Origin of the sequence: Enterobacter cloacae complex sp. S2, from assembly GCF_015159675.1 — a bacterium.
Classification (GTDB): Bacteria; Pseudomonadota; Gammaproteobacteria; order Enterobacterales; family Enterobacteriaceae; genus Enterobacter; species Enterobacter intestinihominis.
The window spans coordinates 55,581-79,324 of the sequence record NZ_JADDTS010000012.1 but is presented as its reverse complement, the minus strand read 5'-3'; the positions used below and the strand labels follow the sequence as shown (position 1 = coordinate 79,324).

Genomic DNA, 23,744 nt, shown 5'->3' with positions numbered 1-23,744 from the left:
ACAGACCAGGGTAATTTAAGCAGCGGATGAAACTACAGAATTCTTTTCGCGACTATACGGCTGAGTCCGCGCTGTTTGTGCGCCGGGCGCTGGTCGCCTTTACGGGGATTTTGCTGCTTACCGGCGTGCTGATCGCCAACCTCTATAATCTGCAAATTGTCCGCTATACCGATTACCAGACCCGCTCAAACGAAAACCGTATCAAGCTGGTGCCCATCGCGCCCAGCCGCGGCATTATCTACGATCGTAACGGCACCCCGCTGGCGCTAAACCGCACCATCTACCAGATAGAGATGATGCCGGAGAAAGTGGATAACGTGCAGGATACGCTGAACGCGCTGAGAAGCGTTGTCGACCTGACTGATGACGACATCGCTGCGTTCAAAAAAGAGCGCGCACGTTCTCACCGCTTCACCTCTATTCCGGTAAAAACCAACCTGACGGAAGTGCAGGTCGCCCGTTTTGCCGTTAACCAGTACCGTTTCCCCGGTGTGGAAGTCAAAGGCTATAAACGCCGCTACTATCCTTACGGCTCCGCGCTGACGCACGTCATTGGCTACGTCTCCAAAATTAACGATAAAGACGTCGAACGCCTTGATAAAGACGGCAAGCTGGCTAACTACGCCGCAACCCATGATATTGGCAAGCTTGGGATTGAACGTTATTACGAAGATGTCCTGCACGGTCAGACCGGGTATGAAGAGGTTGAAGTTAACAACCGTGGCCGCGTGATCCGTCAGCTCAAAGAGGTTCCCCCACAGGCGGGACATGACGTTTATCTGACGCTCGACCTGAAGCTACAGCAGTATATCGAAACGCTGCTGGCGGGTAGCCGGGCCGCCGTGATCGTGACCGACCCGCGTACCGGCGGTATTCTGGCGATGGTTTCTATGCCAAGCTACGATCCGAACCTCTTCGTGGATGGCATCTCCAGCAAGGATTACTCCGGCCTGCTCAACGATCCAAACACCCCGCTGGTGAACCGCGCCACGCAGGGGGTTTATCCTCCAGCCTCAACGGTAAAACCGTATGTCGCCGTTTCTGCGCTGAGCGCGGGCGTCATTACCCGTAATACCAGTCTGTTTGACCCTGGCTGGTGGCAATTACCTGGCTCTGAAAAACGCTACCGTGACTGGAAAAAATGGGGTCACGGCCATCTGAACGTGACCAAATCACTGGAGGAGTCGGCGGATACCTTCTTCTATCAGGTCGCCTACGACATGGGTATTGATCGTCTGTCTGAATGGATGAGCAAATTCGGCTACGGACATTACACCGGTATAGATTTGGCGGAAGAACGTTCCGGCAACATGCCAACCCGCGAATGGAAGCTGAAGCGCTTTAAAAAACCCTGGTATCAGGGTGATACCATTCCGGTGGGCATCGGCCAGGGCTACTGGACGGCAACGCCGCTGCAAATGAACAAGGCGATGATGATCCTCATCAACGATGGCGTTGTGAAAGTACCGCACCTGCTGCAAAGCACCGTAGAAGACGGCAAAAAAGTGCCATGGATACAGCCGCACGAGCCGCCGGTGGGTGACATTCATTCCGGGTACTGGGAAATCGCGAAAGACGGGATGTATGGCGTAGCCAACCGCCCTAACGGGACGGCGCACAAATATTTCGCTGGCGCACCGTATAAGGTTGCCGCGAAATCAGGTACGGCTCAGGTCTTCGGTCTGAAAGCGAATGAAACCTATAACGCACATAAAATTGCTGAACGTCTGCGTGACCACAAGCTCATGACGGCGTTTGCCCCTTATGATAACCCGCAAGTTGCGGTGGCGATGATTCTTGAGAACGGCGGCGCAGGCCCGGCGGTGGGTACCATCATGCGTCAAATCCTCGACCACATCATGCTGGGTGATAACAACACCGAACTGCCAGCTGAAAACCCGGCAGCCGCTGCGGCGGAGGACCAATAATCATGACGGATAATCCGAATAAAAAATCGCTGTGGGATAAGATCCACATCGACCCTGCCATGCTGCTGATCCTGCTGGCTCTGCTGGTGTACAGCGCCCTCGTTATCTGGAGCGCCAGCGGCCAGGATATCGGCATGATGGAGCGTAAAGTTGGCCAGATCGCCATGGGTCTGGTCATTATGGTGGTGATGGCGCAAATACCACCGCGCGTGTATGAGGGCTGGGCGCCCTATCTCTATATTTTCTGTATCATTTTGCTGGTGGCAGTAGATGCGTTCGGTGCTATCTCGAAGGGGGCGCAACGCTGGCTGGATCTGGGGATTGTCCGCTTCCAGCCGTCAGAAATCGCCAAAATCGCCGTTCCGCTGATGGTGGCGCGCTTCATTAACCGCGACGTCTGCCCGCCGTCGTTGAAGAATACCGCCATTGCGCTGGTGCTAATTTTCCTGCCGACGCTGCTCGTGGCCGCACAGCCTGACCTCGGTACCTCGATTCTCATCGCCCTCTCCGGCCTGTTCGTCCTGTTCCTGTCCGGCCTGAGCTGGCGTCTGATCGGCATCGCGGTGGTCCTGCTGGCTGCCTTTATTCCTATTCTCTGGTTCTTCCTGATGCATGATTACCAGCGCCAGCGCGTGATGATGCTGCTCGATCCCGAGACCGATCCGCTGGGCGCAGGCTATCATATTATTCAGTCGAAGATTGCGATTGGCTCCGGCGGCCTGCGCGGAAAAGGCTGGCTGCACGGGACTCAGTCGCAGCTCGAATTTTTACCGGAACGCCACACCGACTTTATCTTTGCCGTTCTGGCTGAGGAGTTAGGGCTGGTTGGCATCCTGGTTCTGCTTGCACTCTACGTGCTGTTGATCATGCGTGGGCTCTACATTGCCGCACGCGCGCAGACCACCTTTGGCCGGGTTATGGCGGGTGGATTAATGTTGATTTTGTTCGTTTATGTCTTCGTAAATATTGGTATGGTGAGTGGTATTCTGCCGGTTGTTGGTGTACCGCTGCCGCTGGTGAGTTACGGGGGCTCGGCACTGATCGTGTTGATGGCCGGGTTTGGTATCGTCATGTCGATCCATACCCACAGGAAAATGTTGTCCAAAAGCGTATAAAAATAAGGGGATCGCAATGCGTAAGCAGTGGCTGGGGATCTGCATCGCAGCAAGTTTACTTGCCGCCTGTACAAGTGATGATGGTCAGCAACAGGCAACCGTCGCGCCGCCGCAGCCTGCGGTCTGTAATGGCCCGATTGTTGAAATTAGCGGTGCCGATCCCGTTTATGAACCGCTGAACGCCAGCGTGAATCAGGATTATCAGCGCGACGGTAAAAGCTATAAAATCGTTCAGGATCCTTCCCGTTTCAGCCAGGCCGGCTTTGCTGCCATCTATGACGCTGAGCCAGGCAGCAATCTGACCGCGTCAGGTGAAACCTTCGATCCGATGCAGATCACGGCGGCACACCCGACACTGCCTATTCCAAGCTATGCGCGCATCACTAACCTGGCGAATGGCCGGATGATCGTGGTACGTATCAACGATCGTGGCCCTTACGGCAACGATCGCGTGATCTCCCTGTCACGCGCGGCAGCCGACCGTCTGAATACCTCAAATAATACAAAAGTGCGTATCGACCCGATTATCGTGGCGCAGGATGGTTCGCTGTCTGGCCCGGGCACGGCCTGTACCACGGTCGCGAAACAGACCTACGCCCTGCCCGCACGCCCGGATCTAAGCGGTGGTATGGGGGGCGCTTCAATGCCAGCAGAGCCCGCGCAGCCGCAGGGTGAAGTGCACGCCATCAGCAACGATACGCTACAAAGTGAAGATGCGACAGGCGCCCCGGTGAAAAGCAGTGGTTTCCTTGGTGCACCCACCACGTTAGCGCCGGGCGTGATTGAATCAAATGAACCTGCCCCAGCGCCTGCGCCCGTTGTTGCTGCACCCGCTGCACAACCCGCCCCGGTGACCGCACCGGCTGCTACGCAGACTGCGGCGCCTGCGACGGCGAGCGGCAGCTACGTGGTTCAGGTTGGCGCCGTCAGCGATCGGGCCCGTGCAGAGCAGTATCAGCAGCGTTTAAGCCAGCAGTTTGGCGTGCCAGGCCGCGTTGAGCAAAACGGTGCGGTATGGCGTATCCAGATGGGTCCGTTTGCCAGCAAATCGCAGGCAGCGTCCCTGCAACAGCGTTTGCAGAGCGAGGCGCAGCTCCAGTCGTTTATCGCTGTTGCGAAGTAATTAATCGGTGGTATCCGAAATGTCAGTTTGTGTAAACCACGTTAACACTCTCATGATGAAAGTCGGATGCCTGCCCGTATAGCATTTGCTATAGTAAGGCACTTTTTTTAATTCCATCACGGATGTCGTAGTTCTGACCATGAAGACCACTTTTTCTGCTCGTTTTGTGCAGCGCATGGCGCTGACCACGGCCCTTTGCGCTGCTGCGTTCTCCGCAGCTCACGCGGATGACCTGAACATCAAGACCATGATCCCTGGCGTTCCGCAGATCGACGCGGAATCCTACATCCTGATTGATTACAACTCCGGCAAAGTTCTGGCAGAACAGAACGCCGATGCCCGCCGCGACCCGGCCAGCCTGACCAAAATGATGACCAGCTATGTTATCGGCCAGGCCATGAAAGCGGGTAAATTTAAAGAAACCGATCTGGTGACTATCGGTAACGATGCGTGGGCAACCGGCAACCCGGTGTTCAAAGGTTCATCGCTGATGTTCCTGAAGCCAGGCATGCAGGTTCCGGTCTCTCAGCTTATCCGTGGCATCAACTTGCAGTCCGGTAACGACGCCTGCGTGGCAATGGCCGATTTTGCAGCGGGCAGCCAGGACGCGTTTGTGGGCCTGATGAACAGCTACGTCTCTGCGCTGGGCCTGAAAAACAGCCACTTCCAGACCGTTCACGGCCTGGACGCCGAAGGTCAGTACAGCTCCGCGCGTGACATGGCGCTGATCGGTCAGGCGCTGATCCGCGACGTGCCAAACGAGTACTCTATCTATAAAGAGAAAGAGTTCACCTTCAACGGCATTCGTCAGACCAACCGTAACGGCCTGCTGTGGGACAATAGCCTGAACGTCGACGGCATCAAAACTGGTCACACCGACAAAGCCGGCTATAACCTGGTGGCTTCTGCCACTGAAGGCCAGATGCGTCTGATCTCTGCCGTGATGGGAGGCCGCACGTTTAAAGGACGCGAAACGGAAAGTAAAAAACTGCTGACCTGGGGCTTCCGCTTCTTCGAAACCGTGAATCCGCTGAAAGCCGGTAAAGAATTTGCCTCTGAACCTGTCTGGTTTGGCGATAACGACCGTGCTTCCCTGGGTGTGGACAAAGATCTCTATCTAACGATCCCACGCGGTCGTATGAAAGATCTGAAAGCCAGCTACGTGCTGAATACCACCGAGCTGCACGCCCCGCTGCAAAAGAATCAGGTCGTGGGTACCATCAACTTCCAGCTGGATGGCAAAACCATCGATCAGCGCCCGCTGGTGGTGCTGGAGGAAATTCCTGAAGGCAATTTCTTCGGCAAAATCATTGATTACATTAAGCTGATGTTCCATCACTGGTTTGGTTAAAAATTGAACACTTGAAAGTGTGATTTTGATCCCCATATACTACGTATCAGTAAAACTCCCGCCCCGTGGCGGGAGTTATTATTTTTTATACACACGCCGGAGCTGACATGAAAACCAAACTTAACGAACTGCTTGAATTCCCTACCCCTTTTACTTACAAAGTAATGGGTCTGGCGAAACCTGAGCTGGTTGATCAGGTGGTTGAAGTGGTACAGCGCCATGCGCCGGGCGACTACTCTCCATCAGTCAAACCGAGCAGCAAAGGTAACTACCACTCGGTCTCAATCACCATCACTGCGACACACATTGAGCAGGTTGAGACGCTGTACGAAGAGCTCGGCAATATTGAAATTGTTCGTATGGTGCTGTAGTCCTTCTGCGGTTACCCGGTTTGCCGGGTAACCCACTTCCCCGCTGTGATATACTCCCCGTACCTATTCTCCCTTGTCTTCGGAGACATCCTTTTGTACCAGGATAAAATTCTTGTCCGCCATCTTGGGCTACAGCCTTACGAGCCTGTCTCTCAGGCTATGCATGACTTTACCGACAGGCGCGATGACACCACGCCTGATGAAATCTGGCTGGTTGAACACCTGCCGGTGTTCACTCAAGGCCAGGCAGGAAAAGCCGAACATTTATTGATGACGGGCGATATCCCGGTGATCCAGAGCGATCGCGGTGGACAGGTGACCTACCACGGCCCGGGCCAGCAGGTGATGTATGTTCTGCTTAACCTGAAACGCAGAAAGCTGGGCGTGCGTGAGCTCGTGACCTTACTGGAGCAAACCGTGGTGAATACGCTGGCTGAGTACGATATTGACGCTCACCCTCGCGCCGATGCCCCGGGCGTTTATGTGGGAGAGATGAAGATCTGTTCGCTGGGGCTGCGTATCCGCAAAGGCTGCTCGTTCCACGGGCTGGCGCTGAATATCAATATGGATTTGGCCCCCTTCCAGCGCATCAACCCATGTGGGTATGCCGGTATGGAAATGACGCAAATGCGCCAGTGGGTCGATACCGCCACGCCTGACAATATCCGGCCCGTGCTTCTGAAGAACTTTTTAGCACTGCTTAACAATCCCACCTACGAATATATTGCTGCTTAACTTACCTTGGGCAGTGGCTCAATTATTTGACCAGCCACTGCTTAATTACCGCATTTACGCTTTACAATAAACCGCATATTCTATATTTTCGAGTCGCCCATATATTAGCGTCACATATTAATTAGAACCTTAATAGAACCATCGCCGGGTTTCGTGTAACGTGCGTGACAATCACCCAACTGCTTGTTTTCGATAAATAATGGAAACTTACTAAACACTTTACGAATCTCTGCAAGCATAATAAATAAATTCAACTATCATTCATATTGTGAATGGATACGGAGTAAGAGCGTGGAGCCTACTAATTTACCAGCCAAACGCCTGAATGAAACCAGCGGCGAAGATAAGCCGCAAATTTTTCGGACTTTACGTAATATTGATCTCAATTTATTGACTATTTTTGAGGCGGTATATGTCCATAAAGGTATCGTTAATGCTGCGAAAATTCTTAATCTCACGCCCTCTGCTATTAGCCAGTCAATTCAAAAATTGCGCGCGATATTTCCCGATCCGTTATTTATTCGTAAAGGCCAGGGCGTAACCCCAACCGCGTACGCCACCCATCTGCACGAGTACATCAGCCAGGGTCTGGAATCAATACTGGGCGCGCTGGATCTCACCGGCAGTTACGATAAGCAACGAACTATCACCATAGGCACCTCTCCCTCAGTGGGCGTTCTGGTCATGCCGGCCATCTATCAGGCGGTGAAACAGCATGCGCCACAGTTGCTTATCCGCAACGTGCCCGTCACCGATCCGGAAACACAGCTGGCGCAATTCCAGACGGACCTGATCATCGACGGCAATAGCTTTACGGCCAGAGCGTTAGGGCATAACGTACTTTATACCGACACTCTGGCGCTCGTTTGTCGTCAGGCTCACCCTGCGTTGAGCGCACCTTTGACGCCAGAAAATTTGCGCCATTACGAACATGCGACATTTATGTCCGAAGGACAGGGTCAGGATCCGCTGCGACAACGTATTGACGAACTCTTCCCGGACCGTCCGATCAGCTTTAGCAGTTACAATATGTTTACCCTCGCGGCCCTGATTGGCAGCAGCGACTTGCTCTGTATCATGCCTGTGCGTCTCTTCACTTTGCTTCAAAAGTGCTGGCCACTGGAGAGCATTCCATTAAGTCAACTTACGACGGAATCTATTGAAATCTCACTGCATTACAACAAGCTAAGCCTGCGCGATCCGGTGCTGGAAAACGTCATCAATGTGATCCGCCAGACTTTTTGATCCGCCTTTCAGCGTAAGGCCCTGCCGCATGCGGGGCAAAAGGCACAAAACAACAACTATTTTACAAATTGGCGACCTGGCAGGCTGCTTTACCGCCCCTTTAAATGATATACTGCCTGTCGTTCGTTCAAAAATAGTTGATAATTACAACATTCCCTTGAATTGAAACGCTTTCCTTCGATATTCGCAACTGGAACACGCACGCTATGAGTAAACCCATTGTGATGGAACGCGGTGTTAAATACCGCGATGCCGATAAAATGGCCCTTATCCCGGTTAAAAACGTGGCTACAGAGCGCGAGGCGCTGTTAAGAAAACCGGAATGGATGAAAATTAAACTTCCGGCTGACTCTTCGCGTATTCAGGGGATCAAAGCGGCGATGCGCAAAAATGGCCTCCACTCTGTCTGTGAAGAGGCCTCCTGCCCTAACCTTGCTGAATGTTTCAATCACGGTACCGCGACGTTTATGATTCTGGGTGCCATCTGCACCCGCCGCTGTCCGTTCTGTGACGTTGCCCATGGCCGTCCTGTTGCGCCTGACGCTAACGAACCGCAAAAACTGGCGCAGACCATTGCCGATATGGCGCTGCGTTATGTTGTTATCACCTCCGTTGACCGTGACGATCTGCGCGATGGCGGTGCTCAGCATTTCGCTGACTGCATTACCGCCATCCGCGAAAAAAGCCCGAACATTAAGATTGAGACGCTGGTGCCGGACTTCCGTGGCCGTATGGACCGCGCGCTCGATATCCTGACCGCGACGCCACCAGACGTGTTCAACCACAACCTGGAGAACGTACCGCGTATCTACCGTCAGGTGCGTCCAGGTGCAGATTACAACTGGTCGCTGAAGCTGCTGGAGCGCTTTAAAGAAGCCCATCCGCATATTCCTACCAAGTCTGGCCTGATGGTGGGACTGGGTGAAACCAACGCTGAGATCATTGAAGTGATGCGCGATCTGCGCCGCCACGGCGTCACCATGCTGACGCTGGGGCAGTATCTACAGCCAAGCCGTCACCACCTGCCTGTACAGCGTTACGTGAGTCCGGATGAGTTCGATGAAATGAAAGCCGAAGCGATGGCGATGGGCTTTACCCACGCTGCGTGCGGTCCGTTTGTTCGCTCCTCTTATCACGCCGATATGCAGGCGAAGGGCGAAGAAGTGAAATAAAGCTGTAAAACTTATTTACAGTAAAACAAAAAACCGGCCTCGTGAGCCGGTTTTTTTATGCAAGCCTTGCAGCATTGCCATTACTCTTTGTGTGAAAGCTTCTGTGCTGCGATGTCATCTTCGGCACTTTTCTTCGCTGCCGCGTCGTCATCGTTCATTGCTTTCTTAAAGCCCTTAATGGCAGCACCCAGGTCTCCACCCAGCGTGCGTAACTTCTTGGTACCGAACAGCAGGACGACCAGTGCGGCAACCACCAGCAGTTTGGTAATACTAATCTCACCCATAAATACCTTCTTTACATGAAACAGGCTGCATTCAGCGCCAAAGAAACCTGAACGTATTAACGGTCATCAGGCGCGCGCACACAATAGCAATCTGTAACAAGGTGAATCAAGCATTGTTGAAAAAAACATCATATTAATTGCGGTGGCGCAAACCTGCGGTTGCGCAGAACAGGTAATTGCTGACGCGCAAGCGTTATTCGTGCTGACGTTATCTCCGTCAGCAGTAAAGCAGGCGCTTCCGCCGCCGCGGCTACGGTCACTCCCAGCGGATCGACAACCCTGCTCTGCCCGATATTTTTATTGCCACATTCACCCGCAGCCACTACATAGCAGGTGGTGTCCAGCGCGCGTGCGGCCAGTAGCGTTACCCAGTGATGCTCCTTAAGCGGTCCTCTGACCCACGCGGCGGGCAGAACCAGCACCTCGGCCCCCTGTAGTGCCAGGTTCAGCGCCAGCTCCGGAAAGCGGATATCGTAGCAGGTCATCAGGCCAACCTTAAAACCCTCCACCTCAATCAGCGGCGGAATTACACTCCCCGGATCGACCAGTCGCGACTCCTGGACGCTGAACGCATCATACAGATGAAGTTTGGCGTAGCTTGCGACAATAGCGCCTTCACGTATCGCCACCAGCGTGTTCACCGCCCGCCCCGGTGTGGAGGGAACATGGATAGTCAAAATGGTGGTGAGCGCGTTACCGACGCTTTCGGCCAGCAGTCGTTTCAGAAACGCCCCTTCCAGCATTTGCGCAGACTTTACCGACAGGTCCGGATCGCCATCATCGCGCGCCAGTAACGCTTCAGGAAGCACCAGCAGCGCCGCCCCTTTTTGCTTCGCCTGGTTCATCAGGGAGATGCACTTGTCCGCGTTTTCATTCCAGTCCGGCGTCACCGCAAACTGCCCTACTGCAACATACATAATTGTCTCCCGGTTAAAAACAGCGTTACACTCGACGCACTTACACAGCAAATAGCAGGTATTGACAGTGTTACAACTACTTATAGCCGTTTTTATTGGTGGGGGCACGGGTAGCGTTGCGCGCTGGCTCTTAAGCATGCGGTTTAACCCGCTGCATCAGGCCATTCCGATGGGGACACTGGCGGCAAACCTGATCGGGGCATTTATTATCGGGATGGGGCTGGCGTGGTTTAATCGCATGACCAACATCGACCCTATGTGGAAGGTACTGATTACGACCGGTTTCTGCGGCGGTTTAACGACGTTTTCCACCTTCTCTGCGGAGGTGGTGTTTCTGTTTCAGGAAGGCCGGATGGGCTGGGCGCTGACGAACATTGCCGTTAACATGCTTGGCTCGTTTGCGATGACTGCGATCGCATTCTGGTTATTTTCCTCCGCCAGCGGACATTAAGCGCGACAACCTTAATGTTGGCTTAATTTTTCGCTGTCATTCTTGGCTCAATATTGAACGAGGGTGATAGCATGAGAGAGAATCTGTCAGGCGTGGGTATGGTATTGCTAAGCGTCGCGATCGTCGCCAGCTTTCTGAAGATCTATCTTTTTGGTTGATTCATAATGAAAAAAACCCGCTCATTGAGCGGGTTTTGAAATTCTTGCTGACGCGTCTGAATTACAGAGCGATTACGTTAGCAGCAGAAGGGCCTTTGGCACCGTTAGTGATTTCGAACTCTACGCGCTGACCTTCAGCCAGAGTTTTGAAACCATTAGACTGGATTGCAGAGAAGTGTACGAACACGTCTTTGCTGCCATCTTCAGGAGTAATGAAACCGAATCCTTTGGACTCATTAAACCACTTAACGTTACCTTTAATCTTAGACATCAAAATTACCTTTACATTAAAAAACGACACAAATGCTGTGTCGGGTATCAGTACAACAATTGTGAGGCGTTTTGTCCAGCGGATCTTTGATAAAAAGTGACAAAAGTCGCGTTAATTTTCGCTGTCCGATTTTTATCCTTTACATTTCAATGTCTGTGCGTTTTTTGGCCGATTTACCAGACAAATTCAGTTAAAACTGAAACCGCATCCAGGCAAAGTAAACGTTACCGTTGTTATACGTACCCGGTATGTAGGTCATCTGAAACGTTGCAGGACCATAGCCGATGGAGGCAAGCGGCAACAGTACCGGAACAGGAATGTATTTCCAGTTATCACGCGCCGTAAACCCTGCCGTATAGCCCAGTCCCAGACGGAAGTTGTCGTCTGATAACGGACGCCAGGTTTTTTCCCAGCCGTAGCCACCAATAGGCTCCCATTTATTGTAGGAGTCCTTAAACGCCATCAGGTACAGGCCATGCCAGTTACCTTTTTCATCCCAGCGAGACTGACCGAAACCAGCCCCCCACGGACGCTCGTTATAACGGTCTGTTTTTTCTTTATCGTAGGCAAAACGTGCATGCCACGTAATGGCTGGAATATAGAGATCGTAATGTTCAGGTTCGTTCCATGTTTGCGCGACGTTATCCGTGAAGGTGGTGAACCAGCTTTTATCCGCTGTATTGCTCTGTGCATTAACAGCAGACGCAAATGATAACTGCGCAATAATAAACAATAAAATCAGGGGGAATTTAATTCGTACAATCACAATGCCATTACCATATTTAGTATTCGGTGCAGACCTTAGCACAGAATACTTGAATGAACGCTTAACAGCATGGGTGTTATTCCTAATTACCATCCCGTTCCTGAGAATAGTCTGACGATACATAAACTGCATGCCTGAATAAGCACATGCAGTTGACATTTTTAACGTTGATGTAACAATTTGTAGAGTGCGGGAATAACTAACATCGACAATAACGGTGCAGTAACCATGCCACCAATCATCGGTGCAGCAATACGTTGCATCACCTCCGAGCCACTCCCATTGCCCCACATGATGGGCAGCAGTCCCGCCATAATAGTGGCGACCGTCATCACCTTCGGACGCACGCGCAGCACGGCACCTTCGTGGATCGCCCGCAATAGCACCGTATTTCCCCCTTCTGGCTCAAGCCTGTGATATTTATCAAGCGCATGATTCAAATATAGAACCATAATTACGCCGAATTCTGCTGCCACCCCGGAAAGGGCGATAAAGCCAACGGCCCCCGCCACAGACAAATTATAGTCAAGCAGCCATAATAACCACACCCCACCAATAAGCGCGAAAGGCAATGTCCCCATTATTATCAGGACATTTGATATCCGCCTGAAGGTTAACCATAAAAGGATGAATATAATCATCAGCGTGACAGGTAAGACTATTTTAAGCGTCGCGGTCGCCCGTTCCAGATATTCAAACTGCCCGGACCAGGAGAGAGATACGCCCTGCGGCAATAGCACCTTCTCCTCCACCCGTTTTTGCATTTCATCTACGGCGGACTTCAGATCGCGCCCGCGTAAGTCCACGTAGCTCCAGCTGGAAAGGCGCGCGTTTTCACTTTTTAGCATCGGTGGGCCTTCCGTCACGACGATATCGGCCAGTTCCCCCAGCGCCACCTGGCTACCGCTGGCGGTTACTACCGGCAACACCCGCAACGTGTCGACGTTATCACGCAAATCGCGGGGATAACGCAGGTTGATGGGGTACCGCTCGCGTCCCTGGATCACCTCACCAATGTTATCGCCCCCGACCAGCGTGGAGACCAGGCTTTGCAGTTCATCGACGGAAACGCCGTAGCGCGCGGCTTTTTGCCGGTCGATACGAATATCCACGTAGCGCCCGCCTTCCAGTCGCTCCGCCAGCGCCGAGGAGACGCCAGGAACGTCCTTCACCACCTGCTCAATCTGCCGGGCCACGCGCTCAATGTCGGCAATATTATTGCCGTTCACCTTAATGCCGACCGGGCTTTTGATCCCGGTTGCCAGCATGTCCAGACGGTTACGGACAGGGGGCCCCCACACATTGGCAATGCCCGGCAGCGACACGGTTTTATCGAGCTCCTCCACCAGCTTTTGCGGCGTCATTCCAGGCCGCCACTGCTCGCGGGGCTTAAAGTGGATAGTTGTTTCCAGCATGGTTAATGGCGCGGGATCGGTTGCCGACTCCGCCCGACCAGCTTTGCCAAACACGCTCGCCACCTCCGGTACGCTTTTGATCAAGCGGTCCGTCTGCTGAAGCAGCCGCGATGCCTCGCGAGCCGAGATCCCCGGCAGCGTGGAGGGCATATAGAGTAAATCCCCTTCATCCAGCGGCGGCATAAACTCACTCCCCAGGCGGCTCAGCGGCCAGAGCGTGGCGATCAGCAGCAGACATGCCAGTGCCAGGGTCGTTTTCGGGAAGGTCAGTACCTTATCAAGCAACGGCTCATACAGGCGGATCAGGAGGCGGTTTATTGGGTTTGCCTTCTCATCCGGGATTTTCCCGCGAATAAAGAAGCCCATTAGCACCGGTACAAGGGTGATCCCAAGCCCGGCGGCCACGGCCATCGACCAGGTTTTGGTGAACGCCAGCGGCGAGAACATTCGCCCCTCCTGCGCTTCCAGCGAAAATACCGGTATAAATGACAGCGTGATGATTAACAGGCTGCAAAACAGCGCCGGTCCCACTTCAACCGCCGCCTTTTCCGCCAGACGCCAGTACTCTCCCGACGCAGGCTCCTTGCCCGGATTATCATGCCGCCACTGCTCCAGCACCTTGTGCATGTTTTCAATCATGACAATTGCCGCATCCACCATCGCTCCGATGGCAATGGCGATCCCGCCGAGCGACATCATATTCGCGTTAATGCCCTGATAGTGCATCACCACAAAAGCCCCGAGGATCCCCAGCGGCAGAGAAACCATCGCCACCAGCGCGGAACGCAGGTGGAACAGGAACAGCGCGCACACCAGTATCACCACGGCAAACTCTTCGAGCAGCTTGTGCGTCAGCGTTTTGACCGACTCCTCAATCAGCGTTGAGCGATCGTAGACCGGAACAATCTCGACGCCCTGCGGCAGCGTTTTTTGCAGCTCGCTCAGTTTCGCTTTTAACGCGCGAAGGGTTTCCAGCGCGTTCTGCCCGTAGCGCATCACGATTACGCCGCCGGCAACCTCCCCTTCACCGTTAAGCTCCGCCACGCCCCGGCGGATCTCCGGGCCAATGCCAATGGTGGCGACATCTTTCAGCAGGACAGGTACGCCATCGCGGGTGGCGATCACCACATTGCGAAAATCCTCCAGCGAGCGCAAATAGCCCGTTGTCCGCACCGTATACTCCGCTTCGCCCATCTCCAGCAGGGCGCCGCCGCTCTCTTTATTGGCGGCCTGCACCGCGCCGGATAGCTGGCTGTGGGTAATATTCAGCGCGCGCATTTTCGCCGGGTCCGCCACGATCTGATACTGACGCACCATTCCGCCAATGCTTGCCACTTCAGATACATTCGGTACCGTCTTAAGCTCGAACTTAAGCGTCCAGTCCTGAAGGGCCCGCAGATCTGCCAGGCTGTGTTTTCCACTACGGTCGATCAGCGCATATTCGTAGATCCAGCCCACGCCCGTCGCATCCGGCCCCAGCGACACCTTCACGCCCGGCGGAAACTGCGCCTGTACCTGGCTTAAATATTCCAGCACCCGGGATCGCGCCCAGTAGAGATCGGTGCCATCCTCAAACAGCACATACACATAAGCGTCACCAAACATTGAAAAACCGCGCACGGTTTTGGCACCCGGCACAGACAACATGGAGGTTGTCAGCGGCCAGGTCACCTGATCTTCAATCACCTACGGCGCTTTCCCGGGGTAACTCGCTTTGATAATGACCTGCACATCAGACAGATCGGGCAACGCGTCCAGCGGCGCGCGCTGCACCGCCCACCAGCCCCAGCTGGCCATCATCAGCGCGGCCAGGATCACCAGCAGGCGGTTACGCAACGAGGCGCGAATCACAGCGGCAATCATGGCGTCACCTCCGGCATCACGCTACGCAGGCTGGCTTCGGAATCAATCAGGAATTGCCCGGACGTCACCACCTTATCGCCCTCTTTGACCCCGGACAGGATCGCCGTCCAGCCCTGCGCCGTCAGGCCGGTTTTCACCGTCACAGGCTGGAAATAACCGTCCCCGGTAGCCAGCAGCAGACGCGCAGACTCTCCGCTGTTAATCACCGCTTCTTCCGGCACCGCCAGCACCGGCGGGCCTTTCAGCTCTTGCGCACGCCTGACGGAGAGGTACATGCCCGGCTTCAGCTTATGTGCGGAATTTTCCAGCACGATACGGGCTTTCAGGGTTCGCGTGGCCGCCTCCATCTGCGGCAGCAATTCGCTGACCGTGCCGTGGAACTGCTCCCCCGGCCAGCTTTCTGAGGTTGCTACCACCTTGCTGCCCACCGCCAGAGACTGCGCCTGCGTTTGCGGGTAGTCGACCACCAGCCAGACCGGATCGAGGCTGGCGATCTCAAACAGCGGCGCCGTTGCGGTGATTTGCGCCCCTTCCCGCACGTCCAGCTTCACCACATAGCCCGCCCGGTCGGTGCGCAGAATGAGCGTGGTCTGCGGCTTACCGCTACGCTCCAGCAAACGAATGACCTCTTCTGGCATAAACTGCAACGCCAGCCGCTCGCGTGCGGCGCGGGTCAATGCGGCATCGCCAAGCTGACGAACCGCGAGATACTCCTGCTGGGCGGCGGTCCACTGCGGGATCCACAGTTGCGCCAGCGCCTCTCCGGCTTTTACCTGCTGCTGCGGCGCATTAACAAACAATTTTGACACCACGCCATTGGCCGGGGCTGACAACACCGAGACGTTACGTTCATCCGTTGCAACCGTGGCAAAGGCCGAGAACGGCGAAACCAGCTGGCGCATCTCAACGTTGGCGGTTTTCATCCCCAGGTTTTGCTGCTGTTGAGTGCTGATGGCCACGCCTGACGCCGCCTGCGCTTCATCGGCGTAGCGTGGGACCAGATCCATATCCATAAAAGGGGATTTACCCGGCTTATCGAAGCGCTGACCGGGCACCATGGGGTCGTACCAGTAAAGCACCTTGCGTTCTGATGGTTGTGAAGCCGCATCCGGCTGATGCGTCTGCTTCTGTCCGACAAAATAGCCGCCAACGGCAGCTATCGTGATGGCAATCGCCATTAACGTTGTTTTTTTCATTGCGCCAGCTCCTGCGGGATCAGCCAGTTCACGGCAGCCCAGGTTCGCGCCATTTCGCGCTCCGCCTGGTTCACCGCCAGTTCCGTATCCAGTACGCCACGACGCGCCTCCAGCAGGGCCGGAAGCGCCGACTGTCCAGAACGATATTGCGCCGTCAGCACCGCCAGCCGTTGTCGCTGCAACGGTAGTACCTCGTCCCGCTGACGCTGCCACACCGTTTGCGCAGCTTGATACTGCGCCACCAGCGTTTGCACCTGGGCAATGTGTTCGCGTTTGAGCAGCGTCAGTTGATCCACCGCCTGCATTGAGCGGGAAACATCGGCGGCGTAATCCTTGTCCTGACGTTTTGACTGGAACAAAGGCAGATCCACGCTGAACATCACGCCAGCCATATCGTCATAGCCTTCGGCGCGGTGGGCGTAATAGACCTCCACATCCACATCGGGTATCGCTGCCACGGCAGATTGCGCTGAACGCGCTTTCGCGGTCTCTGCTTCACGTCGCGCGGCCTCCACTTCCGGGTGTCAGGCAATCCCCTCCTGCAACGTTTTTTCATCGGCAGGAAGGCGCTGATAGCGCGGCAGCGGACCGCGAACCGCCGTAATAGCGTGCCCTGTTAGCTCCAGCAGACGGCTTTGCGCCAGCTGCACATCCCGCTGCGCCAGCGTCTCTTTGTCGCGCATGGCGCTGAGGATCATTTGCAGGGCCAGTACGCTGTCCGGCGTTGCGCCTCCCGCCCCGACGCTCGCCTTCTGCACGCCCCGCTGGCGTTCCGTTTCACGGACCAGCGTTCTGGCCGTTTTCAGCGCCTGCTGTGCCAGCGCCAGATCCAGCCAGGCCTGGGCGGTATCACGCTGAAGCGCGGCACGTACGGCCTCGGATTTTGCCAGCACGCTTCGCGCCTGCGCCTGAAAAGTCTGTGCTTTACGTTCCCGCTTCTCCGAGCTGACGTAGCTTTGCATGATGCCAACCTTCTGCATGGTCATCCCTTCGCGCGTAAGCCGCCGATCGTTGCTGCCCTGTACCGGCACGTTTTCAATACCGAATTTCAGTTTTGGATCAGGTAATTGCGTGGCGGAATCCGCCATCGCATCCAGCGCCTGCGCTTCGTTACGGCTGGCGGAGAGTTCTGCCGAGTAGCGCTGGGCTTCGGTCAGGGTGTGTTCGAGCGTCCACGGCTCCGCCTGCGCGGCGGAGGTTAACAGGCCGAACAACACCCCACCGAGCCACAGACTCAGTGTGTGTTGTTTCATGGTGACCTCGCTTAGCGCGCTGGCGTCAGCGAGATAATCTGGAAACCGTCACCCGCACGCTCAAGCGTGAAGGTCACCTCATCCCCCGGTTTGGCGCCATTCAGCGTGGCACCCGAAGATAAAGTAAACGGCATGGTCATCGCTGGCCATTTTAGTTCCGGTATGGCCTCGTGACGGAGCATGACGGCATTGTCAGAGATCGACTGAACCACCCCGCGGCCCTGCCAGGTCTGGTTTGCCTGAACGGTATAAGAAGCGAAAGAGATGGACGCGCCAACCAGCGCGGAAAGGAATAGGGTACGCATGATAAAACTCCTGTTAAACGTTAAGTAAATAAAATCAACGAATTAACAGGTTTTTACTCCCGAAACCGGCAATAGCGGATCGTTGCCGGCGGCCCCACAGCAGGAGGGGTAACAGACCACGCAGAATGGCTTGCAGATGAACACTCTGGCGTCGTTAAGGTCAGCGTCATGGCGGCAGGCAGCGCCACCAGATGCGGCTGGGCAGGTTCTTTTTGTACCTGATCCGGCACACAATGTTTTTCACACAGCGGTGAAGCACCGGCAGCATAATGCAGCCCCGGTTCCGCCATCATATCCATATGCTGGATGGTGGCCACCTCACCGCGCAAATCCATTGAACATTGATGGGAGGCGACGGCCACCTGACTCTGGATTAACAGCCAGCCAAACGCCAGCAAAAACATCAGCAGATGTTTTTTGATAAAGCGCAGGCGATACGTCCAGCTGGCGTGCATATTCAGATCGTCGGATAGGGTAAAAGTGAACCGAGTATAAGCAGGCAAAAGAATGAAAGAGAAGTAGTTTTAAAGAGATTTACGTTTTTAAATCGATTGACGGCAAGTAATACTCAAAACCTTAACACTTCACCATCAATTTAATGACATATAATATCTATTCATCAGGTCAATAACGTCTTAATATAAATGACGCAGGGTTAGCAAAAATATCGTCATCATTGCCTTTAGTAGTCTCTTTCTTGATTTTAATCAGCAAGGACTGGCCATTTATTCGGCACATTTCAGGCTTCTTTTTTATTGATTATTTGTCTCTCGGGCAGCAAAGATACAGGGGAAATCATGCTTACTTTTCTCGAACTCCTCATTGGAGTCGTGGTCATTGTCGGTGTAGCACGCTACATCATTAAAGGTTACTCAGCCACCGGCGTGCTATTTGTCGGCGGCCTGACGCTGCTGATCATTAGCGCGCTAATGGGTCATCAGGTTTTACCCGCCAGCGAAGCCAGCACCGGATATACCGCTACCGATATTGTGGAATATATAAAAATTCTGCTGATGAGCCGCGGCGGCGACCTGGGCATGATGATCATGATGCTCTGCGGATTTGCTGCCTATATGACCCATATCGGCGCGAATGATATGGTGGTGAAGCTGGCTTCTAAACCGCTGCAATATATTAACTCCCCCTATCTGCTGATGGTCGCGGCTTATTTCCTGGCCTGTCTGATGTCATTAGCCGTTTCCTCAGCAACGGGCCTTGGCGTGCTGTTAATGGCGACGTTATTCCCGGTAATGGTTAACGTCGGGATCAGCCGTGGCGCAGCGGCGGCTATTTGCGCCTCTCCGGCGGCGATTATTCTCTCCCCTACTTCCGGTGACGTGGTGCTGGCCGCGAAAGCCGCGGAAATGTCGCTGATTGACTTCGCCTTCAAAACCACACTGCCAATCTCCATCACCGCTATTCTCGGCATGGGCGTGGCGCATTTCTTCTGGCAACGCTACCTCGATAAGAAAGAGAACGTCAGCCATGAGATGATGGACGTCAGTGAAATCACCACTACCGCCCCGGCGTTTTATTCCATCCTGCCCTTCACGCCGATTATTGGCGTGCTTATTTTTGACGGCAAATGGGGCCCTCAGCTGCATATCATCACTATCCTGGTGATCTGTATGCTGCTGGCGGCCATCCTGGAATTTGTTCGTGGCTTTAATACCCAGAAGGTGTTCACGGGTCTTGAAGTCGCCTTCCGCGGCATGGCGGATGCCTTCGCGGGCGTGGTGATGCTGCTGGTTGCCGCAGGGGTGTTTGCTCAGGGGCTGAGCACCATCGGCTTTATCCAGAGCCTGATCTCTATCGCCACCTCGTTCGGCTCGGCCAGCATTATCCTGATGCTGGTGCTGGTGGTACTGACCATGCTGGCGGCGATGACTACCGGCTCCGGTAACGCGCCGTTCTATGCGTTTGTTGAGATGATCCCTAAGCTGGCACACTCCTCCGGCATCAACCCGGCTTACCTGTCCATTCCGATGCTCCAGGCCTCCAACCTGGGTCGTACCATTTCTCCGGTATCGGGCGTGGTGGTTGCGGTGGCGGGGATGGCAAAAATCTCTCCGTTTGAAGTGGTAAAACGCACGTCAGTGCCGGTGCTGGTTGGCCTGATTATCGTTATTATCGCCACCGAAGTGCTGGTTCCCGGCGCTGCCTAAGCGAAATTCCTGCTTTCCAAAAAGCGCCTGCGGGCGCTTTTTGTGCTTTAATAACCCTCAGAAATTAATCGCGCCCAACCAATCAGGAAAGCAAATGTTCAGGAAGGATATCGTTATCCCGTCTGGCGCAGTAGCGCTTGCACTCTGTGTCTTCTCAATTCAGGCAGATCCGCTTAAGCCAACCCAGTACGGCGATTTCGATCGCTACGTTCTGGCGCTTTCCTGGCAAACGGGATTTTGCCAGAGTATGGTCGAACGCAACCGTGACGAACCGGAAGAGTGTCGCCTGCAAAAAGAGAGCAGCAACAAAACCGATTTTCTGACCGTCCACGGCTTATGGCCAGCGCTGCCGAAATCTATTGCCGCTCGCGGAGTGGATGAACGCCGCTGGATGCGCTTCGGCTGTGCCACTCGTCCGGTTCCGAATTTGCCGGAAGCAAAAGCCAGCCGCAAATGTGACGCCGCAGAGACCGGACTATCGCTAACGGGCGCGGCGAAGCTGAACAGCGTGATGCCCGGCGCGGGCGGCAACTCCTGCCTTGAACGTTATGAATACGCGAAACACGGCGTCTGCTTTGGTTTTGATCCCGACGCTTACTTCGGCACCATGGTGCGCATGAACCAGGAAGTGAAAAATAGTGCGGTTGGGGAATTTCTGGCGGAAAACTATGGCAAGACCGTCCGCCGTAGCGATTTTGATGCAGCCGTGGCCAAAAGCTGGGGGAAACAGAACGTAAAAGCGTTCAAGCTTACCTGCCATGGCAATCCGGCTTATCTGACCGAGATGCAGATCTCGCTAAAATCCAGCACCATTAACAACTCGCTCTCAGCCAGCACCTTTGCGCCACAGCCGCATCCGGGCAACTGCGGCAAACAGTTTGTTATCGATAAAGCCGGTTACTGATTGTTCCTGCGCGCATCCGGGCGTACCAGATCGAAGCGATGGCTGTCGCTGATGCCGTAGTAGGCTGACGGTCCACCCGCACGCAGAATGGGCTGCGCTTTCGCGGTCTGGTAAATCCCCTCTTCCAGCAAACTCTCAGCGATATGGACGCCCACCACTTCGCCGAGCACCAGCCAGGTATCAATCGGTGTCCCATCCGCGCCGGTCAACTGAATGCACTGTGACAATCGACACTCGAAATTCACCGGGCTTTCCGCCACGCGCGGCGAGCGCACAAGCTGGCTGGCTACGGGCGTCAGGCCGGCAAAGGTAAATTCATCCTCGCCATGAGGGAGTGTGGCGGAGGTTTCATTCATCGCCTCAGCCAGATCGCGCGTTGCGAGGTTCCATACAAACTCTTCCGTTTCGGTAATATTCCGCACGCTATCCTTCCAGCCGTTGCTGGAAAAACCAATGATCGGTGGGCGATAGTTAAAGCAGTTAAAGAAGCTGTACGGGGCAAGGTTCAGTTGACCGGCCTTATCACAGGATGAAATCCAGCCAATCGGGCGCGGACCGATAATGGCGTTCAGCGGGTCGTGCGGCAGGCCGTGCCCCTGAGACGGTTGGTAAAAGTACATATCGCTCTCTCTACACTGGGGCTGCAACGCGCATTGCCCGGTTTAAGTTTTACCAGCGTAACGAAATTTCCGTTCAGCGTGAATCGGGATGCCGGGTTTATTGCCAAAAATTCATATGGCGCACGAATGTGACCTTCATCACTTCAAACTTAGGGTTTCAGACAGTATCATCAGATAAGTTAAACCCTCGCTGCCAGACGGCGAGGGTTTTCTTTTGGATTGGTTTCTGCGTTACACGCAGCATTAACGACATGGAGTAAAAATGTCCAGACCTACGATTATCATCAATGAACTCGACGCAGAACGTATTGACCGACTGTTGGAGAAACCAGAATTCGCCTCGCTGCCGGTAGCCGATGCGCTGAACGAAGAGCTAGACCGGGCGCAGATGTGTACGCCTGAGACCATGCCGCATGATGTGGTCACCATGAACAGCCAGGTGAAGTTCCGCAACCTGACCACCGGGGAGGAACTCACCCGTACGCTGGTCTATCCGGCGCAGATGACCGACAGCAGCATGCAGCTTTCGGTGCTGGCACCCGTGGGCGCGGCGCTGCTTGGACTGCGCACGGGCGATACTATTCACTGGGAACTCCCGGGCGGCGCCTCAGCCCATCTGGAAGTGCTTGAGCTGCTCTACCAGCCCGAAGCCGCTGGCGATTACCTGCGTTAATCCCTTCTGAACAAGCGACCCCGCTTTGCACAGAGGATGCACCTGCATCCTCTTTCCGCAAATTCACCGATTGTCTTATATCGGACAAAAACCGCTTAATCCATGTTTACTCTGTCGTAGTGCCGTGGGGACGAAACCTCACACAACGCCGCCGGGGAAGGCATTCACCAGTCCCTTCACTTTCTGCTGCGCTGCCTCCGGGGTGTCTGCGCCAGGCACCAGGATCACCTTGCGGCACTCCTCCTCCCGTTTTTCGAAGATCTTATAGGCGCGCTCCGCATCAGCCAGCGGAAGATAGTGGGTCACAATATCTTCCGGTGTAAGCAACCCTTTTTCGATAAGCGGCAGCAGCTCTCCCAGCCAGGCGTGGACGTGCGTCTGCCCCATCTTAAAGCTCAGCCCTTTATCGAAGGCATCGCCAAACAGGAAGCCATGGATGAAACCGGCGTACACGCCCGGCACGCTGACCACGCCGCCGCGTCGCACCGCAGCAATGCACTGGCGCAGGGCTTTGCCGCTGCTGCCTTCAATTTTCAGGTTACTGAGGATCGTTTCCGTCGTGCTGCCTTTGGCCTCAAACCCGACGGCATCAATCACCGCATCCACCCCGCGCTGCCCGGCCGTTTGCTCAATGATTTTCTCCGCCGCGTCGTTATCATCATCAAAGTTAATCGGGATCGCGCCGTAGCGCTCCTGGGCAAACCGCAGTCGATAGGGATGATGGTCAACCACAAAAATCTGCTCTGCGCCGAGAAGCCGCGCGCAGGCAATGGTCAGCAACCCCACCGGCCCGGCCCCGAATACGGCGACGCTGGAGCCTTTCTGGATCTGCGCATTTTTCGCCGCCTGCCAGGCGGTAGGCAGAATATCTGACAGGAAAAGCGCTTTGTCGTCTGACAGCAGCTGAGGCACTTTAAACGGCCCCACGTTGCCTTTCGGGACGCGCACATACTCCGCCTGTCCGCCCGGCACGCCGCCGTAAAGATGGCTGTAGCCAAACAGCGCGGCAGGGGCGGGAATTTGCTTTTTGTTCAGCGCCGCGCCCTGCCCGCGGTTCGTGTTTTCGCAGGCCGCGTACTGTTGCATCTGGCAAAAGAAGCAGTCACCGCAGGCAATCACAAACGGGATCACCACCCGGTCACCTTTCTGCACGTTTTTCACTTCGCTCCCGCACTCCACCACCTCGCCCATAAATTCATGACCAAAGATATCGCCGTGCTGGACCTTGGGAATTTTTCCGCGATAAAGATGCAAATCGGAACCACAGATCGCCGTGGCTGTTACGCGCAGGATGATATCGTCAGGCTGTTCGATGCCCGGATCGGGGACATTATCGACCCGAACATGATGTGGACCGTGATAGGTGAGAGCTTTCATGCAACCTCCGAAAGGGTGTGGGTAAGCTTATAAAAGGGTAGCTACCTCTCGGGATCTGCCCCGGAATCCGGCTGTTTTGAGATTTA

Annotated in this window: 21 protein-coding genes and 2 pseudogenes; 12 read left to right on the top strand and 11 right to left on the bottom strand. The window is 54.7% G+C overall.

Annotation, left to right across the window (positions count from 1 at the left end):
* Positions 1 to 26 precede the first annotated feature (26 nt).
* The 8 genes from mrdA to lipA all read left to right on the top strand — a co-directional run bounded on the left by mrdA (position 27) and on the right by lipA (position 9,040).
* Positions 27 to 1,928, top strand: a complete 1,902-nt coding sequence (gene mrdA, locus IPZ49_RS07010) for a peptidoglycan DD-transpeptidase MrdA (RefSeq protein WP_015571138.1) — start codon at positions 27 to 29, stop codon at positions 1,926 to 1,928.
* Between the two features lie 2 nt (positions 1,929 to 1,930).
* Positions 1,931 to 3,043 carry a peptidoglycan glycosyltransferase MrdB gene (mrdB, locus tag IPZ49_RS07005; protein ID WP_022647428.1) on the top strand — a complete coding sequence of 371 codons (1,113 nt, stop codon included), beginning with the start codon at positions 1,931 to 1,933 and terminating at the stop codon, positions 3,041 to 3,043.
* A gap of 16 nt (positions 3,044 to 3,059) precedes the next feature.
* Complete coding sequence (gene rlpA, locus IPZ49_RS07000; protein ID WP_022647427.1) at positions 3,060 to 4,166, top strand: endolytic peptidoglycan transglycosylase RlpA; 1,107 nt, start codon at positions 3,060 to 3,062, stop codon at positions 4,164 to 4,166.
* Positions 4,167 to 4,305: 139 nt separating this feature from the next.
* Positions 4,306 to 5,517, top strand: coding sequence for a D-alanyl-D-alanine carboxypeptidase DacA (gene dacA / locus IPZ49_RS06995; RefSeq protein ID WP_003858714.1), 1,212 nt, complete (start codon positions 4,306 to 4,308; stop codon positions 5,515 to 5,517).
* A gap of 107 nt (positions 5,518 to 5,624) precedes the next feature.
* Positions 5,625 to 5,888 carry a DUF493 family protein YbeD gene (gene ybeD, locus IPZ49_RS06990; RefSeq protein ID WP_003858718.1) on the top strand — a complete coding sequence of 88 codons (264 nt, stop codon included), beginning with the start codon at positions 5,625 to 5,627 and terminating at the stop codon, positions 5,886 to 5,888.
* Positions 5,889 to 5,981: 93 nt separating this feature from the next.
* On the top strand, positions 5,982 to 6,623 hold the full coding sequence (gene lipB / locus IPZ49_RS06985; RefSeq protein ID WP_023299587.1) for a lipoyl(octanoyl) transferase LipB: 642 nt from the start codon (positions 5,982 to 5,984) through the stop codon (positions 6,621 to 6,623).
* Between the two features lie 291 nt (positions 6,624 to 6,914).
* Positions 6,915 to 7,868, top strand: a complete 954-nt coding sequence (locus IPZ49_RS06980) for a YbeF family transcriptional regulator (RefSeq protein WP_022647425.1) — start codon at positions 6,915 to 6,917, stop codon at positions 7,866 to 7,868.
* Positions 7,869 to 8,074: 206 nt separating this feature from the next.
* A complete protein-coding gene (gene lipA, locus IPZ49_RS06975; RefSeq protein ID WP_006809637.1) occupies positions 8,075 to 9,040 on the top strand; it encodes a lipoyl synthase in 966 nt (321 codons plus the stop codon).
* 80 nt (positions 9,041 to 9,120) lie between these two features.
* Here lipA and tatE read toward each other — a convergent pair whose 3' ends face one another.
* Together tatE and IPZ49_RS06965 are read right to left on the bottom strand one after the other, a co-directional pair.
* The gene (gene tatE, locus IPZ49_RS06970) at positions 9,121 to 9,324 is read right to left on the bottom strand and encodes a twin-arginine translocase subunit TatE (RefSeq protein ID WP_022647424.1); all 204 of its coding nucleotides are present in this window, start codon (positions 9,322 to 9,324) and stop codon (positions 9,121 to 9,123) included.
* Between the two features lie 128 nt (positions 9,325 to 9,452).
* Positions 9,453 to 10,241 (bottom strand): deaminated glutathione amidase, encoded by a 789-nt coding sequence (locus tag IPZ49_RS06965; protein WP_022647423.1) that lies wholly within the window; start codon positions 10,239 to 10,241, stop codon positions 9,453 to 9,455.
* Between the two features lie 67 nt (positions 10,242 to 10,308).
* On the opposite strand from IPZ49_RS06965, the gene crcB reads away from it, so the two are divergent.
* Entirely contained in the window at positions 10,309 to 10,692 is a 384-nt protein-coding gene (gene crcB / locus IPZ49_RS06960) for a fluoride efflux transporter CrcB (protein WP_017382474.1), read from the top strand.
* Positions 10,693 to 10,911: 219 nt separating this feature from the next.
* Here the strand turns inward: crcB and cspE are convergent, their stop codons facing one another.
* The 7 genes and pseudogenes from cspE to IPZ49_RS06925 all read right to left on the bottom strand — a co-directional run bounded on the left by cspE (position 10,912) and on the right by IPZ49_RS06925 (position 18,374).
* On the bottom strand, positions 10,912 to 11,121 hold the full coding sequence (cspE, locus tag IPZ49_RS06955; protein ID WP_002439184.1) for a transcription antiterminator/RNA stability regulator CspE: 210 nt from the start codon (positions 11,119 to 11,121) through the stop codon (positions 10,912 to 10,914).
* Positions 11,122 to 11,311: 190 nt separating this feature from the next.
* Positions 11,312 to 11,887, bottom strand: coding sequence for a lipid IV(A) palmitoyltransferase PagP (pagP, locus tag IPZ49_RS06950; protein WP_032621658.1), 576 nt, complete (start codon positions 11,885 to 11,887; stop codon positions 11,312 to 11,314).
* 161 nt (positions 11,888 to 12,048) lie between these two features.
* Positions 12,049 to 15,165 (bottom strand): annotated as a pseudogene (locus IPZ49_RS06945) (efflux RND transporter permease subunit).
* Complete coding sequence (locus IPZ49_RS06940; protein WP_038415673.1) at positions 15,162 to 16,361, bottom strand: efflux RND transporter periplasmic adaptor subunit; 1,200 nt, start codon at positions 16,359 to 16,361, stop codon at positions 15,162 to 15,164. Before IPZ49_RS06940 ends, IPZ49_RS06945 begins: the two are co-directional and overlap by 4 nt.
* Positions 16,358 to 17,614: pseudogene (locus IPZ49_RS06935) on the bottom strand (TolC family protein). The gene IPZ49_RS06940 and the pseudogene IPZ49_RS06935 overlap by 4 nt, the downstream one beginning before the upstream one ends.
* An 11-nt stretch (positions 17,615 to 17,625) precedes the next feature.
* On the bottom strand, positions 17,626 to 17,919 hold the full coding sequence (locus IPZ49_RS06930; RefSeq protein WP_046618907.1) for a copper-binding protein: 294 nt from the start codon (positions 17,917 to 17,919) through the stop codon (positions 17,626 to 17,628).
* A gap of 53 nt (positions 17,920 to 17,972) precedes the next feature.
* Positions 17,973 to 18,374: a hypothetical protein gene (locus tag IPZ49_RS06925; RefSeq protein ID WP_023299582.1), complete on the bottom strand. Its 402-nt coding sequence runs from the start codon at positions 18,372 to 18,374 to the stop codon at positions 17,973 to 17,975.
* A 342-nt stretch (positions 18,375 to 18,716) separates the two neighbouring features.
* On the opposite strand from IPZ49_RS06925, the gene dcuC reads away from it, so the two are divergent.
* Complete coding sequence (gene dcuC / locus IPZ49_RS06920; protein WP_017382481.1) at positions 18,717 to 20,084, top strand: anaerobic C4-dicarboxylate transporter DcuC; 1,368 nt, start codon at positions 18,717 to 18,719, stop codon at positions 20,082 to 20,084.
* Positions 20,085 to 20,178: 94 nt separating this feature from the next.
* Positions 20,179 to 20,988 (top strand): ribonuclease I, encoded by an 810-nt coding sequence (gene rna, locus IPZ49_RS06915; protein WP_023299580.1) that lies wholly within the window; start codon positions 20,179 to 20,181, stop codon positions 20,986 to 20,988.
* On the opposite strand, the gene IPZ49_RS06910 is transcribed toward rna, so the two are convergent.
* The gene (locus tag IPZ49_RS06910; RefSeq protein ID WP_063146995.1) at positions 20,982 to 21,608 is read right to left on the bottom strand and encodes a flavin reductase family protein; all 627 of its coding nucleotides are present in this window, start codon (positions 21,606 to 21,608) and stop codon (positions 20,982 to 20,984) included. The two genes, rna and IPZ49_RS06910, sit on opposite strands and share 7 nt — an antisense overlap.
* Positions 21,609 to 21,870: 262 nt before the next feature.
* Between IPZ49_RS06910 and rnk the strand changes: the two genes are divergently transcribed.
* Positions 21,871 to 22,281, top strand: coding sequence for a nucleoside diphosphate kinase regulator (rnk, locus tag IPZ49_RS06905; RefSeq protein WP_022647414.1), 411 nt, complete (start codon positions 21,871 to 21,873; stop codon positions 22,279 to 22,281).
* 138 nt (positions 22,282 to 22,419) lie between these two features.
* On the opposite strand, the gene IPZ49_RS06900 is transcribed toward rnk, so the two are convergent.
* On the bottom strand, positions 22,420 to 23,658 hold the full coding sequence (locus tag IPZ49_RS06900; RefSeq protein WP_015571156.1) for a zinc-dependent alcohol dehydrogenase: 1,239 nt from the start codon (positions 23,656 to 23,658) through the stop codon (positions 22,420 to 22,422).
* Positions 23,659 to 23,744: the final 86 nt, after the last annotated feature.